At 41.3% G+C, this 14,559-nt stretch carries 15 protein-coding genes and 1 pseudogene; 12 read left to right on the forward strand and 4 right to left on the reverse strand.

Annotated elements, in window-relative coordinates; all coding sequences use genetic code 11:
* The first annotated feature begins 29 nt into the window (after positions 1-29).
* The 8 genes from ACO5E4_RS01950 to rfbB all read left to right on the forward strand — a co-directional run bounded on the left by ACO5E4_RS01950 (position 30) and on the right by rfbB (position 7,550).
* Positions 30-800 (forward strand): glycosyltransferase family 25 protein, encoded by a 771-nt coding sequence (locus ACO5E4_RS01950; RefSeq protein ID WP_314953255.1) that lies wholly within the window; start codon positions 30-32, stop codon positions 798-800.
* Positions 801-808: 8 nt separating this feature from the next.
* Positions 809-2,008 carry a hypothetical protein gene (locus tag ACO5E4_RS01955; RefSeq protein ID WP_485861886.1) on the forward strand — a complete coding sequence of 400 codons (1,200 nt, stop codon included), beginning with the start codon at positions 809-811 and terminating at the stop codon, positions 2,006-2,008.
* The gene (locus tag ACO5E4_RS01960) at positions 2,001-2,882 is read left to right on the forward strand and encodes a glycosyltransferase family 2 protein (protein ID WP_485861887.1); all 882 of its coding nucleotides are present in this window, start codon (positions 2,001-2,003) and stop codon (positions 2,880-2,882) included. Before ACO5E4_RS01955 ends, ACO5E4_RS01960 begins: the two co-directional genes overlap by 8 nt.
* A 95-nt stretch (positions 2,883-2,977) precedes the next feature.
* Positions 2,978-3,781, forward strand: a complete 804-nt coding sequence (locus tag ACO5E4_RS01965; RefSeq protein ID WP_485861888.1) for a glycosyltransferase family 2 protein — start codon at positions 2,978-2,980, stop codon at positions 3,779-3,781.
* A 1-nt stretch (position 3,782) separates the two neighbouring features.
* Positions 3,783-4,901: a lytic murein transglycosylase gene (locus ACO5E4_RS01970; protein WP_485861889.1), complete on the forward strand. Its 1,119-nt coding sequence runs from the start codon at positions 3,783-3,785 to the stop codon at positions 4,899-4,901.
* A gap of 22 nt (positions 4,902-4,923) precedes the next feature.
* Positions 4,924-5,727: an exodeoxyribonuclease III gene (gene xthA, locus ACO5E4_RS01975; protein ID WP_485861890.1), complete on the forward strand. Its 804-nt coding sequence runs from the start codon at positions 4,924-4,926 to the stop codon at positions 5,725-5,727.
* Positions 5,727-6,515 carry a TIGR01619 family protein gene (locus ACO5E4_RS01980; RefSeq protein ID WP_485861891.1) on the forward strand — a complete coding sequence of 263 codons (789 nt, stop codon included), beginning with the start codon at positions 5,727-5,729 and terminating at the stop codon, positions 6,513-6,515. Before xthA ends, ACO5E4_RS01980 begins: the two co-directional genes overlap by 1 nt.
* A 6-nt stretch (positions 6,516-6,521) precedes the next feature.
* On the forward strand, positions 6,522-7,550 hold the full coding sequence (gene rfbB, locus ACO5E4_RS01985; protein WP_485861892.1) for a dTDP-glucose 4,6-dehydratase: 1,029 nt from the start codon (positions 6,522-6,524) through the stop codon (positions 7,548-7,550).
* Between the two features lie 71 nt (positions 7,551-7,621).
* Here the strand turns inward: rfbB and ACO5E4_RS01990 are convergent, their stop codons facing one another.
* The 4 genes from ACO5E4_RS01990 to ACO5E4_RS02005 all read right to left on the reverse strand — a co-directional run bounded on the left by ACO5E4_RS01990 (position 7,622) and on the right by ACO5E4_RS02005 (position 9,635).
* A complete protein-coding gene (locus ACO5E4_RS01990; RefSeq protein ID WP_485861893.1) occupies positions 7,622-7,924 on the reverse strand; it encodes an ArsR/SmtB family transcription factor in 303 nt (100 codons plus the stop codon).
* Positions 7,925-8,037: 113 nt separating this feature from the next.
* Positions 8,038-8,568, reverse strand: coding sequence for a rhodanese family protein (locus ACO5E4_RS01995; protein ID WP_485861894.1), 531 nt, complete (start codon positions 8,566-8,568; stop codon positions 8,038-8,040).
* Between the two features lie 73 nt (positions 8,569-8,641).
* Positions 8,642-8,833, reverse strand: a complete 192-nt coding sequence (locus ACO5E4_RS02000) for a YgaP family membrane protein (protein WP_006717876.1) — start codon at positions 8,831-8,833, stop codon at positions 8,642-8,644.
* Positions 8,834-9,080: 247 nt separating this feature from the next.
* Positions 9,081-9,635, reverse strand: a complete 555-nt coding sequence (locus tag ACO5E4_RS02005; protein ID WP_485861895.1) for an NAD(P)H nitroreductase — start codon at positions 9,633-9,635, stop codon at positions 9,081-9,083.
* A 134-nt stretch (positions 9,636-9,769) separates the two neighbouring features.
* On the opposite strand from ACO5E4_RS02005, the gene sppA reads away from it, so the two are divergent.
* From sppA to rluB, 4 genes and pseudogenes are all read left to right on the forward strand, one after another.
* Positions 9,770-11,638: a signal peptide peptidase SppA gene (gene sppA, locus ACO5E4_RS02010; protein WP_485861896.1), complete on the forward strand. Its 1,869-nt coding sequence runs from the start codon at positions 9,770-9,772 to the stop codon at positions 11,636-11,638.
* Between the two features lie 39 nt (positions 11,639-11,677).
* Positions 11,678-12,801 (forward strand): annotated as a pseudogene (tyrA, locus tag ACO5E4_RS02015) (bifunctional chorismate mutase/prephenate dehydrogenase).
* A 79-nt stretch (positions 12,802-12,880) separates the two neighbouring features.
* Positions 12,881-13,504 carry an L-threonylcarbamoyladenylate synthase gene (locus tag ACO5E4_RS02020; protein WP_314953234.1) on the forward strand — a complete coding sequence of 208 codons (624 nt, stop codon included), beginning with the start codon at positions 12,881-12,883 and terminating at the stop codon, positions 13,502-13,504.
* A gap of 45 nt (positions 13,505-13,549) precedes the next feature.
* The gene (gene rluB / locus ACO5E4_RS02025; RefSeq protein WP_314953233.1) at positions 13,550-14,536 is read left to right on the forward strand and encodes a 23S rRNA pseudouridine(2605) synthase RluB; all 987 of its coding nucleotides are present in this window, start codon (positions 13,550-13,552) and stop codon (positions 14,534-14,536) included.
* Positions 14,537-14,559 lie beyond the last annotated feature (23 nt).

Consider the following 14,559-nt stretch of genomic DNA (forward strand, 5'->3'; position numbering starts at 1 on the left):
ATGGGAAATGGATTTTAACTGAGATAATTATGAATAAATATTTGATTTCACTTGATAAAGATGTTCAGCGCCGTGAGCTGTTTTTCGCTCAACCCGATACCGCCGATTTCGCGGTTTTTTCAGCGATTAATACCATGCAAAAAGAATGGGATGCGTTGGCAGAGGTGTTTAATCCAACGAAGTTTGAGCAGCATTATGGACGCAGCGTCACAAAAGGCGAAATTGGTTGTACATTAAGCCATTTAGCGGTTTATCGTCAGATCGTAGAAGATCAAAATGTGGCAGAGAATGACTATGCATTGATCTGTGAAGATGATGCCTTGTTCAATGCAAATTTATCGCCAAAAACGACCGCACTTTTAACCGAAAAATGTGATGCGGATATTGTATTAATCGGGCAATCAAAAATTGCGGAATTTGACGATGTGGAATTAGAGATTAATTATCCAACCACCTTTTCTTTTTTACGTCAAACCGTTGGCGATGTTACCGTCGCGTATCCGTATAAAAGTTATTTTGCCGGCACGGTGGCATATTTAATTAAAAAATCCGCGGCACGTGCATTTTTAAAACAACTTGAACAGGAAAAACCGTTTTGGCTTGCCGATGATTTCTTATTATTTGAAACCCAATTCCAGATTAATAACAAAGTGGTTCGCCCGCTTATTGCGATTGAAAACCCACAATTAGTGAGTAATTTGGAAGCGATTCGTGGTTCAAAATCCAATAATTGGGTGAAGAAATTAATGAAATATCCGCTCAAAAAAATCTTAGCAGTGAAAAAAAATTTAGGAAAATAACGTAAAAAATGACCGCACTTTTTAACCTTTTTTATCTTTACGATCCTTGGCTGTTTCATGTTGTACGAATGTCATTTGTCGCAGGCCTCGCCGCATTGGTTGTGTTGGCGTATCAGTACGTTAAAAAGCAGAAACCGCAAGGCATCATTCTGCCGTTAGACAGTCTGGCTGTCTTAGGTGGATTGATTGTTTTCAGTGTGATTCCGTTACTGCTTAATGGGACAAAAGATCTTTCCGTCATCATCATGTATGTGAAAGCACTGATTTTATTTATCTTTGGTGTGGGGCTTTATAATGCCTTTTACGCCAATGTAAATGGTCAACAGAACGTGGTGCGTGATTTGCAAATTGGCGTGGTGGTGCAGTTTATCGTAGGCGTGATTGGCTTACTGGGCGCATCATTTATGATTGATTTCTTGCTTTCAACCAATGCGGTGTTGCCTGCACGTTTTTATGGTTCAGAGCAGGAGTATCGCTTATATAACATCACTGCAACCGCCTTTTTTCAGCTGAGTTTATTCTATTTAATGCTGTTGCATTTTTTGCTGGCTTACAACGCTAAACATAATACGCTTCCAAGTGTTTTAGTCTTTTTTATGCTATGTATTGGATTGATTTCAGGACGTACATTCCTCCTATTATCCGTCGTGAGCATTTTCGTGTATTTCAAAGTGCGGTATCTTCCGGCATTAATTTCTTTTGCGTTTTTAGTGTTGTTACTGGCGTATTTCCTACCGGAAAATCCTTATGTGGCCCATGCGTTAGAACCCGTGATTAATCTGCTACACGGTGCGGGATTTGTGAGTTCCTCCACGGATACCTTAATGAAAAACCACCTCTTTATGCCAACACTCAAGCAGTTCATTTATGGCGATGGCATGTATATGACCGGTGAGTTAGAAGTTGGCCGTTATTATGGACATACGGATTCCGGTTTCTTACGCCAAATTCTTTATGGTGGCCTGTCTTATGCTTTGGTGTGTTTTGCTGTGACTTTCTATTTTGTCCGCAAAGTTGCCTTAAACTGGTTTGATGGTAGCTGGAAATTTATCCTTTCTGCCTTTGTGATTTTAGCGTTCTGTAACATCAAAGCAGACACCTTCGCTTTCCCGGGCATTATGTTTGTCATGCTGATGTTCTTGTCGCTTTTTGGTACTCACGGTAAGCAATTGATTTTATTTAAACAAAAGGAGCCGAAAGATGTTTAGTATCATCGTGCCTTCTTATAATCGGAAAGAAGAAATTCCTGCCTTATTGGACAGTTTAACCAAGCAAACCACCTATAATTTTGATGTGGTGATTGTGGATGATTGCTCAAAAGAACCTGTTGAAGTGACACAATCGTATCCATTTGCTGTTAACGTTATTCGTAATGAAACCAATCAAGGGGCGGCAGAAAGCCGAAATATTGGGGCAAGAAATGCCGATAATGAGTGGTTGTTATTCTTGGATGACGATGATCGTTTTGCAAATGATAAATGTCAGAAATTAGCCGATGTGATTGCTGATCATCCTGATGTGAATTTTATTTATCATCCGGCTAAATGCGAAATGGTCAATGAAGGTTTTAGCTATGTGACAACCCCCATTGAGCCGCAAGAGATTAGTGTAGAGCGAATTTTATTAGCGAATAAAATTGGTGGCATGCCGATGATTGGTGTGAAAAAAGATCTGTTTTTAAAAATAGGCGGATTATCCACCGCACTTCGTTCTTTGGAAGACTATGATTTCTTGCTGAAGCTTGTACAAGATCCAACGTTTAAAGCGTACAAAGTGGCAGAACCATTAACTTACTGTACCTTCCATACCAAGCGCTCAAGTGTTTCTACGGATACCACCAATACGCAAAAAGCGATTGATTATATCCGTGAACATTATGTGAAAACGGCACAGCAAGAAAAGCATTTTGCTATTAACGCACAATATATGTTGGCTTATCCACATATTATGAATTTATCCCGTAAGGCCGCTTTTTACTATTTTGAGATTTTTAAATTAACGAAAAGTATTAAGCAGCTTGTGATTGCCATTGTGGTTCTAATTTCCCCTAAATTGGCAATTAATTTGAAACGGTTTATGTGATGTTTGTGGGGCAGGCGTTATACCTGTCCTATGTCAAAATTGAATGTGTAAGGACAGACATAAAGTCTGTCCCTACGAAGACAAAGAGAAAAGAGATGAAATTTTCAGTTTTAATGTCCCTATATATTAAGGAAAATCCACATTATTTAAGAGAATGTTTTGAAAGTTTAGTGGCTCAAACTTATCCGGCTGATGAGATCGTGTTAGTATTTGATGGTGCGGTAACGCCGGAATTGGAAGCCGTGGTTTCTGAATTCGAAACCAAATTACCTTTAAGCTTAGTGAAATTGCCAAAAAATTTAGGTTTAGGTAAAGCACTCAATGAAGGATTGAAACATTGTTCATACGATTGGGTCTTCCGTATGGATACGGACGACATTTGTGTGCCGGAGCGCTTTGAAAAGCAAGTGGCATTTATTGAACAACATCCGGATACGATCATTTTCGGCGGACAAATCGTTGAATTTGGTGACAATGTGAATGATATTGTGGCGTATCGTCATGTGCCGACTGAGGCACAAGAGATTGTGAAATTCACGCAAAAACGTTGTCCTTTCAATCACATGACCGTGGCGTATCAAAAAAGTGCGGTCATCAATTGTGGCGGATATGAAGATCTGCAAGAAGATTATTATTTGTGGATCAAGCTTGTGGCTCAAGGTCAAAACGTGGCGAATTTGCCGGATATTTTGGTGTACGCTCGTGTTGGTAACGGCATGGTAGGACGCCGTCGCGGCTTAAATCAAGCCAAAGCGGAGTGGCGTTTATTTAAATTGAAATATCGTTTAGGTATTCAAGGCTTATTTTCCGGCTTATTTACGTTTGCTTTGCGCTTTGGTTCCCGCTTAATTCCCACCGCCTTATTAAAAGGGATTTATCAAACATTTTTGAGAAAATAATATGATGAAATTGACAACCTTTTTAAAATTTTCTTCCATTTTGACCGCACTTTCGTTAGCCGGCTGTTCAAGTGATGTGACTTCCGTAGCATCAGGCAACGGAATTCATCGTGTGGATCTTCATGCGAGCTACAATAAACCGCGCACCTTAGAAAACTTTCAGGATTATGTAAATTTCTTGAAAGGCAAAGCCGCCGCTGAAGGGGTTTCATTGGCGATCTTAAATGCGCAAAATAACATTAACTACATTCAAAAATCCGTGGATTTGGACGATCAACAAGCAGGACGAATTCGTAAACGTGATCCTAATGCACCGCCGGTGGTCAATCCCAATGGCACGACCAATTACTTAAATCGTGTGTTAACTCAAAACAAAGTGGATATTGCCGTCTCAAAATATTGGGCGCAACTGCCGCAACAGGAAAAGGCAAGCCGACGATTTGGCGTACCGAAAAATTATTTGATGGCGTTGTGGGGCATGGAAAGCAGCTTCGGTCATTATCAAGGCAAGTATGACGTGTTATCTGTGTTGGCTACCTTAGCCTTTGATGGTCGCCGCGAAGCGCTGTTTAGCAAGGAGTTTATTGCTGCTATGAAAATGCTGCAACGGGATCATATCCAACGCCACCAGATGTTGGGTTCTTGGGCAGGTGCCATGGGGCAAACGCAATTCATGCCAAGTTCTTATTTGAATTATGCTGCTGATGGAAACGGCGATGGCATGAAAAATATTTGGACAGAACACTATGACGTGTTTGCCTCTATTGCCAATTATTTGCACACAGAGGGCTGGAATCCGAATTTGCCTTGGGGCGTTGAAGTGACCGTAAATCAGCCGATTGATATGGCTCTCTCCGGCACGGAAGAGGGGAAGCAGCGTCGCTTAACCGATTGGCAAAATCGAGGGGTTAGCCTGAAATTCCAAACACCGGAAACGCAGCAAAAATTGACCGCACTTTCTCAAACAGATCTGTGGTTGGTGAGACCGGATCGGGAATTAGGGCGAGCATTTTTAGTGTCAAATAACTATCGCACGCTATTGCATTGGAACAAGTCGAATTATTTCGCCGTGAGTATCGGTATGTTTGCTGATAGAATTCAGCAACGTGTAGGCGAGTAACGCAATTAAATAAGGAATGAATATGAAAGTGATGTCGTTTAACATCAACGGACTAAGAGCAAGACCTCATCAATTAGAAGAAATTATTAAGAAATACCAACCGGATGTCCTTGGTTTGCAAGAAATTAAAGTGGCGGATGAAGTCTTTCCTTATGAGTTGGTGGATCATCTTGGCTATCACGTCAACCATTTTGGTCAAAAAGGGCATTATGGCGTGGCTTTGTTGAGTAAACAGGCGCCGTTATTGGTGAGAAAAGGTTTCCCAACCGATGATGAAGAAGCCCAAAAACGCATTATCATGATTGACTTAGACACGCCATTTGGGCAATTAACGGTGATTAACGGCTATTTCCCCCAAGGTGAAAGCCGTGAACATCCAACCAAATTCCCGGCAAAACAAAAATTCTATGCGGATTTACAGCGCTATTTGGAACAAGACCATAATGCAGAAAATCCCGTGATTATTATGGGCGATATGAACATCAGCCCGTCTGATTTGGACATTGGTATCGGCGAAGAAAATCGTAAACGCTGGTTGCGCACCGGTAAATGTTCCTTCTTGCCGGAAGAGCGCGAATGGTATCAGCGTTTATATGCATATGGTTTAGAAGACACCTTCCGTTATTTGAACCCGACGGTAAACGACAAATTCTCATGGTTTGATTACCGCTCAAAAGGGTTTGATGATAATCGCGGTTTACGCATTGACCATATTTTGGCAAATAAAGCATTAGTAGCGCATTGCGTGGATACCGGGATTGCGCTTGATATTCGTGCCATGGACAAACCATCGGATCACGCACCGATTTGGGCGGAGTTTAAATAATGCCGTTAAAAAATCCTGAACAAAATTGGCAAAATTACCGTACGTTAATTAACGGCAATATGGCTTCGTGTACCGTTAATTTAGATATTTTTGAACAATTTACCCCTGATAAATTTAACAAGATTGTGCAGGTTTCATTGCCTTATGAAGCGGATGAAAATACGATGCCGACGTTAGATGAACATCATCGGGTGGTGAAGGAATTATTCAAAATTTTGGTGCAGGCTTCCGCATTACCAGAGCTACTTTATGCCGGACATATTTTTACTGAAGGGCATTTAAAGCTTTATTTTTATTGCGATGAAACCACCGCACTTTTCGATGTACTCGACCAGTTTAAGGAAGACATTGAAGAGATTACGGTGCAAGAGGATCCGAATTGGGATACTTATTTTGATTTTTTATTGCCGTCACCACTGGAAATGAAACTCAATGTCACAGAAGAAATTTTGGATATGTTGCTACAAAATGGCAGAGATTTAGCGGATAACTATCTTGTTGAACATACGTTTCAGTTTGCAGAAGAACAGCAGATGTTCCAATTTATGGAAGCGGTCAATCTTGGCGATCTTTCTTTTCATTCCATGAGTTACAGCAGTGCCCCGGTGATTTTTGAGGATGAAGACGACAAAGAAGGGTTTTATATCGTCAAAATAGAACAGGAAATGACGTTAGACAACGATGATATTTTCCATTATGTAGAGCAGTTTGAACGTTTGGCAGAAAAATTCTCCGGTGAGTATGTGGGCTGGGAAAGTGATACGATTAATCAGGTGAAAGCAAATTAATCTTCTATGAAAATTCTTGTCACCGGCGGTGCCGGATTCATTGGTTCAGCGTTTATTCGTCATAGCATTCATCACACGCAAGATCAGATTGTGAATCTGGATAAATTGACTTATGCAGGCAATCTTGAGTCGTTGCATGAGGTGGCGACTAATCCGCGTTATGTTTTTGAACAGGCTGATATTTGTGATGCGCAAGCGGTTCAACGCATTTTAAAAGAACATCAGCCCGATTGTGTGGTGCATTTTGCGGCAGAAAGCCATGTGGATCGTTCTATTTATGGCGCGGCGGCATTTATCCAAACCAATATTGTTGGCACCTATACGTTGTTAGAAGCCTCAAGTGATTATTATCAACAACTGTCAGCCGAGAAGAAAAAGACCTTCCGTTTTTTGCATATTTCGACAGACGAAGTTTATGGTGATGTGGCAGGGACGTCAGATTTGTCTTCGGAAACATCAGCTTATGCACCTAGTAGCCCTTATTCAGCTTCAAAAGCCTCATCGGATCATTTGGTTCGTGGTTGGCACCGCACTTATGGACTGCCGATAATCATCACGCATTGCGCGAATAATTACGGACCTTACCAATATCCGGAAAAATTGATTCCAGTGATGATTTTAAATGCATTAAGTGGAGAGCCATTGCCGATTTATGGTAATGGGCAACAAATTCGGGATTGGCTATACGTTGAGGATCATGTGCAAGCGTTGTATCTCGTTCTTCAGCAAGGGCGTATTGGGGAAAGCTACAATATTAGCGCGCATTGTGAAAAAACGAATCTTGAGATTGTACAGGTACTTTGTGATATTTTGGAGGAATTGGTTCCCAATAAGCCTCAGGGAATAAAACATTATCAAGATCTTATTGTGCATACGGCTGACCGTCCCGGACATGATGTGCGTTACGCCCTTGATGCCACAAAAATTCGCCAAGAATTGTATTGGCAGCCGCAAGCGGACTTTATGGAGGCGATGCACAGTACTGTTCAATGGTATCTAGCACATCTTGATTGGTGCGCAAAAGTGCGGTCATAAAATTCGATAAAAATGCAAGTATGGATTTTATAAAATGAAAAAACGCAGAAGTGGTTCTGCGTTTTTTATGTTCATTTTTCAGCGGATGAGTCACAGAAAAAGCCGTGCAATAATTTCATCATTTCAACAACTTTGGGATCGTTAATGTAATACACACGTTCCCGATGTTTGACATCACTTGCCACTAAGCCTGCTTTACGCAAAAGGGCGAGTTGGTTAGACATAGCGGCTTGTGGCATGTTCATTTTGATAGTCAATTCAGTGACGTTATATCGCTGTTCATGTAAGCAGCACAAAATGGCTAAGCGATTTGGATTGGCTAACAATTTTAAGAAGTTGCTGGCTTCGTTACTTTTTTCCAATATATCTTTCATCAGATTCTATTTCAGTCTTTACTCATTATGGGTAGGGTCACGTATTCTACACACCTCGACGAGTGAAACCAATAACCGAACTGTTTTTTTCCGTTATTTTATGATCTAATCGACTATTTTTGATTCCATGGCATGAGGGCTAGTAGTTTAGCCATACCACAAAAACCGCTGATTCCGGCAAACGTGAGTCCTGCACCGACAAATACGGGTAGCCAATAAAAATAAAGTGAAACAGACCACCCTAATACTGAACCTAGTAAAATCAAGCTTCCTGCAGCAATTTGAACTTGACGCATAATATCAATCGGTTGTGAGAGATTAACTCGTGTGGCAAGTCCGGCATTTTTCCAACCGGTTATCCCATCTTGAAGAAGATATGCTTCGCAATGATGCTCTTGTGCCAGTTGTTTGAGAAACGTCGATTGGCTACCGGTTCTTGCACCGGATTTACAGTGGAAAATAAGGTAACTTCCTTGTTTTAGGGTTTTATCTAGACCTTGACGTTGTAATTCAGAAAGGGGATGTAACATTGCTCCTTCAATATGTTCACGTTGATATTCTTCAGGTTGGCGAATATCAATTAATAATGCTCCGGAGGCTAACTTATCTTTTGCTTCTAGAGCAGAAATGATGGAAATCGTCATAGTATTTTTATGTTTTCTTTAAAATAGAAAAACACTCGGCATTTCTGCCGAGTGAAAATGATGTGTTAATGAATTATTTTTTTAATGGGCAGGTGTTGATGCCAAGTAGTGAATAAAGACCGCAGCGTGAGAATAGTCCGGTTAATAACGGAACAACACCAATCCAGCCCCACCAACCGATAACGTTCGTTAAGGTTAAGGCAATGAGAACGATGCCTAGAACGATTCGAATAACTTTATCCATACCACCAACATTTGGGTTCATATTTGTCTCCTTAAGTTTCAATTAATAGTTAACAAAGAGTTAACATATAAAAATAGTATTATATGATATGATGCATTGTCAAAACTTTTCTATTTATTTGGCATTATTTTTTATCATGACAAATAAAGGAAAGAGATTAAAGCAGAGAAAACGTTCGTTTGCTGTGCTGAAAATAATGAAAAAACAGACTGCACTTTACTCATTCTATCTAAAGTGCGGTCTGTTTTTCTGTTGTTTTTTAGGGGATTTACAGGGAAGAAACTACATCATCTAAACTGAGTACTTTTTTCTCTCTTTCTAATTTTTCTTCACCGGAACCTAACATAATAAAACCGATAATTTTATCTTGCGCTTCACATCGGAAAGCGTTGCGTAGTGCCGAACCTTCTAGCCAAGGGCCGCTGATCCAAACGTTTTTAAAGCCTAACGCGTTGGCGGCAAGTTGCATCGCATAAGTGGCACAGCCGGCGCAGAGCAGTTGTTCCCATTCCGGCACTTTCTTGATGGTTGGATTTAATTTCGCGACCACACCAATAACCATCGGTGCGCGACCGGCAAGGTTTTCAGCTTTTTTCAAACGTTCTTCACCCAGATTGAGTTCATGCACCGCACTTTTTAACAAATCGCCGAAGGTGGCCATTTTTTCTTTTTCGATAACCACAAAACGGTAAGGTTGTAATTTGCCGTGATCTGGTGCACGCAAGGCGGCTTGAAAGATTTGGTTTAATTGCTGTTTATTGGGTGCCGGTTCGTTAAGTTTTTTTTGTGAACTGCGTTTCGTGAGGAGTTGTAATGCATCCATTTGAGCTTCCTTTTATAGAAGAAATAACGTGCGGTGGATTATAGCACAGTTTTTAAAACAGGCTTTTCTCTAGGTTTATTCAGACGTAGGTTTATGGTATTTTAAACGCCATTTTGTTGATTTTTAGAGGTTATATGAAATTTATCGTCTCTTTGGTGAAGTTTGCCTGGCGTATCCTTAATTTTATTCGTGATTTAGTCATGAATATCGTTTTCTTGATTTTTGTTTTATTGGCACTTTCCGTTTTTATCCTGATTGTTGGGGCGGATAAACAGGAAAAACAAGGGGCGTTGTTATTACAACTGGATGGCTATTTGGCAGATAATCGCGATGATCAAAGCAGTTTCAAAAGCATGCTAAAAGAATTGGATGATCAACGTATTGCGCAACAATATTCGACCTTTGATGTCATTTATGCCATTGATTCAGCAGCACAAGATGACAACGTGAAAGGCTTGGTGTTGGATCTCAATTATTTTCAAGGAGGCGATTTGCCATCGCTTGAATATGTCGGTGAAGCGATTGAGAATTTCAAAGATAGCGGTAAACAAGTGATCGCCTATTCGGACAGCTACAACCAATCTCAATATTTCCTCGCCAGTTATGCCGATGAAATTTACATGAATCCTATCGGCAGTGTTTCTATTGAGGGCTTGGCACAGGAAACGCTGTATTACAAAGAGATGCTGGATAAATTAGACGTGAACCCGCATGTGTTCCGAGTGGGTACCTATAAATCAGCTGTTGAGCCGTTTTTGCGTAATGATATGTCGCCTGAAGCACGGGCTAATTTACAACGTTGGTTAAACACCATGTGGGAGAATTACACGGCACAAGTGGCAGCGAATCGGGACATTCCGAAAGCACTTGTAGCGCCGACGGCAAATACCTATTTAACCGAGTTGAAGGCTTTGAAAGGCGACAGTGCGGCATATGCGGTAAAACGTAAATTAATTACTGATGTGTTGGATCGTTTCGATTTAAATAAAAAATTGACCGCACTTTTTGGTGAAGATAAAGCGCACCAGCCAAAAACCGTGGATTTTGAAACCTATTTAGCTTCTTTACCGGAGCGTTTAATCGGCGAAACAGACAATAAAATTGCCGTGGTGAACGTAGAAGGCGCGATTGTGGACGGTGAAAGTGATGAGGAAAATGCCGGAGGCGATACGATTGCGACATTATTACGTCAGGCGAATGATGATAAAGAAGTAAAAGGCGTGGTATTACGTGTCAATAGCCCTGGCGGTAGCGCTTTTGCTTCTGAGATCATTCGCCAAGAAGTGACACATTTACAAAAAGCCGGTAAGCCGGTGGTGGTTTCCATGGGTGGTATGGCGGCATCTGGCGGTTATTGGATTTCTTCCACGGCGGATTATATTGTGGCAGATAAAAACACCATTACCGGCTCTATCGGTATTTTTGCCGTGTTACCCACTTTCGAGAACACCATTAAGAAAATTGGCGTTTCTGCCGATGGCGTGAAAACTTCCGATTTGGCGTTAGGTTCTCTTTTAAGCCCGTTGTCCGCTGAATTAAATGATGTATTACAGCTGGAAATTGAACATGGTTACGATCAATTCTTAACTAAAGTAAGTGAGGGGCGTCATTTAACCAAAGCCCAAGTGGATAAGGTTGCACAAGGTCAAGTTTGGCTTGGTTCCGAAGCGTTAGCACATAAATTGGTGGATGAGTTAGGTAATCTTGATACCGCTCTAGGAAAAGCCATGGAATTGGTGAATGAAAGACGCTCAGAGCAAGAGAAAATTGATGAAAGTCATTTTTCTGTGGAATGGATGGTGGACGAGGAACGCACGTTGATTAAGAAGATCATGCGTGATTTCAAAGGTGAGGGTCGTCTTTGGTTACAGCGCGTGATGGCAGAAACTGTCGGATTGCCAAAAGAAATGACACAGTTTAAAAAACAACTTGGTTTGTTAAATACGTTTAACGATCCGAAAGGGCAATATTTATATTGCTTAACCTGCGGTTCTGTGAAATAAAAGTGCGGTCGGTTTTTCGGGTGTTTTAGCGGAGATAAGATGGAACGGTTAGCGGAGTTAAGAGCGCAAATTGATCAATTAGATCAAGAATTGCTACAGCTTTTGGCAAAGCGCTTGGAGGTGGTACATAAAGTCGGTGAAGTTAAACAACAACATGGCCTGCCTATTTATGTGCCGCAACGGGAAATCGAAATGCTGCAACGAAAACGTGAAGCGGCTGAGCAACTTGGACTGTCACCGGATTTAATCGAAGATATTTTGCGCCGTATTATGCGTGAGTCTTATGTCAGTGAAAATCGTTTCGGCTTTAAAACCGTAAATCCCGCAATTCGCAAAATTGTTATTGTGGGTGGGCGAGGCAAACTTGGGCGTTTGTTTGGTCATTACTTGCAAGGTTCCGGTTATCCTGTTGTGGCGTTGGAACAAGAGGATTGGCCTCAGGCAGAGAACATTTTGCAAGAGGCGGATGTCGTGATTGTTTCTGTGCCTATCGCCAATACGCCTGAAGTGATTGAATGTCTTAAGCCCTATCTTACCGAAAATATGTTGTTGGCGGATTTAACCTCTGTGAAACGAGTGCCGTTACAAAAAATGCTGGAAGTGCATCAAGGCGCCGTGCTGGGGTTACATCCGATGTTTGGGCGGATATCGCCAGCATGGCAAAACAAGTGGTGGCATATTGCGATGGGCGTTTTAGCGAACGCTATCAGTGGTTGTTACAACAAATTCAAATTTGGGGTGCCAAAATCTACCAAGTAGATGCCGCGGAACATGATCACCACATGACCTATATTCAGGCGTTGCGTCATTTTTCCACGTTTGTATATGGCTTGTATTTATCCCAACAGCCGGTGGAATTGGAAAAATTATTAGCATTATCTTCGCCGATTTATCGTTTGGAATTGGCAATGGTCGGACGTCTATTTGCACAGGATGCGGCATTATATGCCGATATTATTGCGGATAAACCGGAAAATTTAGCGGTGATTGAACATCTGAAAAACAGTTATGAAGTTGGCTTTGATTTTTTCAAAAACCATGATCGTCAAGGCTTTATTGACCAATTCAATCAAATTCGCGACTGGTTCGGTGATTATTCAGAACAATTTTTACAGGAAAGCCGTCAATTATTGCAGCAAGCCAGTGATGCAAGAAATGTTTAATGGCTCGATACAAAGCGTTATCTTACAGGGACTTAAACTGCTATAATACGCCGCAATTTTACTCGGAGAGTGAAAACATATGAGTCAATTTTTTTATATCCATTCGGAAAATCCGCAGGTGCGTTTGATCAATCAAGCGGTTGAAATTTTACGTAATGGTGGTGTGATTGTGTATCCTACCGATTCCGGCTATGCTTTGGGCTGCATGATTGGTGATAAGCATGCGATGGATCGTATCGTGCAAATTCGCCAATTACCGGAAGGACATAATTTTACCTTGGTATGTAGTGATTTATCGGAGTTATCCAATTATTCCTTGGTGACGAATTCTGCTTATCGTTTGATTAAAAACAACACGCCGGGACGTTATACTTTTATTCTAACGGCAACCAAAGAATTGCCACGCCGTTTAATGACGTCAAAACGAAAAACCATCGGGATTCGTGTGCCGGATAATCAAATTGCCTTGGATTTATTGAAGGCATTAGGTGAGCCAATTTTATCTTGTTCCTTAATGTTGCCAAACGAAGAACATATTACCCAGTCGGATCCGGAAGAAATTCGAGACCGCCTAGAGCATCAAGTGGATTTAATTATTCACGGCGGTTATTTAGGACAAGAACCAACCACTGTGGTTGATTTAACGACAGAAACACCAGTAATTTTGCGTGAAGGCAGTGGTTCGGTCACCCCATTTATTTAAACTTATTTTTGAAAAAGACGCTTGGGAAAGCGACAACGAGGATTTATGAAACCCACAATACAAAAACGCGTTCAAAATCGACCGCACTTAACACAGAAAAAACAACCGGCCGTAGTAACGAATCGTCCAGTTTCAGTAAAGCCAAACGGAAAAAATGAGATGAAAGGAACTTCAACTGAAGGCGAGAAGTTACAAAAAGTATTGGCAAGAGCCGGACAAGGTTCCCGTCGCGAAATCGAAAACATGATAGCAGAGAATAGAGTAAGTGTGGACGGTAAAATTGCAACGCTAGGCGACCGAATTAACGTGAATTCCGGTGTGAAAGTGCGTATTGACGGTAATTTGATTAATCTGACACAAGCGCAGAAAGAAGTGTGTCGTGTATTGATGTATTACAAACCGGAAGGTGAGCTTTGTACTCGTCATGATCCGGAAGGGCGTGCTACCGTGTTTGATCGTTTGCCGCGTTTAACCGGTGCCCGTTGGATTGCAGTCGGACGTCTAGATATTAATACATCGGGTTTATTGTTATTCACAACGGACGGTGAATTGGCGAATCGTTTAATGCACCCAAGCCGTGAAGTCGAGCGGGAATATTCCGTTCGTGTGTTTGGTGTAGTCGATGACGCTATGTTGAATCGCTTAAAGAAAGGCGTTCAATTGGAAGACGGCCCGGCAAATTTTAAGGAGATTAAATTTGTTGGTGGGGTGGGGATGAATCAATGGTTTGATGTGACCTTAATGGAAGGGCGTAATCGAGAAGTTCGTCGTTTATGGGAATCGCAAGGCATCCAAGTGAGCCGCTTGATTCGTATTCGTTATGGCAACATTAAATTAATGAAGAATTTACCACGTGGTGGCTGGCAGGAGATGGAACTGGCAGACGTGAATTATTTACGTGAGTTGGTTGGTTTACCACCGGAAACCGAAACCAAATTAGACATGAATAAGCAACGACGTAAGCCAAAGACAGGGAAAATCCGTAAGGCAGTTAAACGTTATTCAGAATTAAGCAAACGTTATAAAAAATAACCGCACTTTACGATTGTCATTAA

The sequence above is a fragment of the Aggregatibacter sp. genome (assembly GCF_057314075.1).

Coding starts and splice junctions, on each gene's coding strand:
- ACO5E4_RS01980 (WP_485861891.1), top strand. CDS start 5,727: ATGCCGTTAAAAAATCCTGAACAAAATTGGCAAAATTACCGTACGTTA.
- ACO5E4_RS01955 (WP_485861886.1), top strand. CDS start 809: ATGACCGCACTTTTTAACCTTTTTTATCTTTACGATCCTTGGCTGTTT.
- ACO5E4_RS01965 (WP_485861888.1), top strand. CDS start 2,978: ATGAAATTTTCAGTTTTAATGTCCCTATATATTAAGGAAAATCCACAT.
- ACO5E4_RS01990 (WP_485861893.1), bottom strand. CDS start 7,924: ATGAAAGATATATTGGAAAAAAGTAACGAAGCCAGCAACTTCTTAAAA.
- ACO5E4_RS02020 (WP_314953234.1), top strand. CDS start 12,881: ATGAGTCAATTTTTTTATATCCATTCGGAAAATCCGCAGGTGCGTTTG.
- ACO5E4_RS02005 (WP_485861895.1), bottom strand. CDS start 9,635: ATGGATGCATTACAACTCCTCACGAAACGCAGTTCACAAAAAAAACTT.
- ACO5E4_RS01970 (WP_485861889.1), top strand. CDS start 3,783: ATGATGAAATTGACAACCTTTTTAAAATTTTCTTCCATTTTGACCGCA.
- ACO5E4_RS01995 (WP_485861894.1), bottom strand. CDS start 8,568: ATGACGATTTCCATCATTTCTGCTCTAGAAGCAAAAGATAAGTTAGCC.
- sppA (WP_485861896.1), top strand. CDS start 9,770: ATGAAATTTATCGTCTCTTTGGTGAAGTTTGCCTGGCGTATCCTTAAT.
- ACO5E4_RS02000 (WP_006717876.1), bottom strand. CDS start 8,833: ATGAACCCAAATGTTGGTGGTATGGATAAAGTTATTCGAATCGTTCTA.
- rfbB (WP_485861892.1), top strand. CDS start 6,522: ATGAAAATTCTTGTCACCGGCGGTGCCGGATTCATTGGTTCAGCGTTT.
- rluB (WP_314953233.1), top strand. CDS start 13,550: ATGAAACCCACAATACAAAAACGCGTTCAAAATCGACCGCACTTAACA.
- ACO5E4_RS01960 (WP_485861887.1), top strand. CDS start 2,001: ATGTTTAGTATCATCGTGCCTTCTTATAATCGGAAAGAAGAAATTCCT.
- xthA (WP_485861890.1), top strand. CDS start 4,924: ATGAAAGTGATGTCGTTTAACATCAACGGACTAAGAGCAAGACCTCAT.
- ACO5E4_RS01950 (WP_314953255.1), top strand. CDS start 30: ATGAATAAATATTTGATTTCACTTGATAAAGATGTTCAGCGCCGTGAG.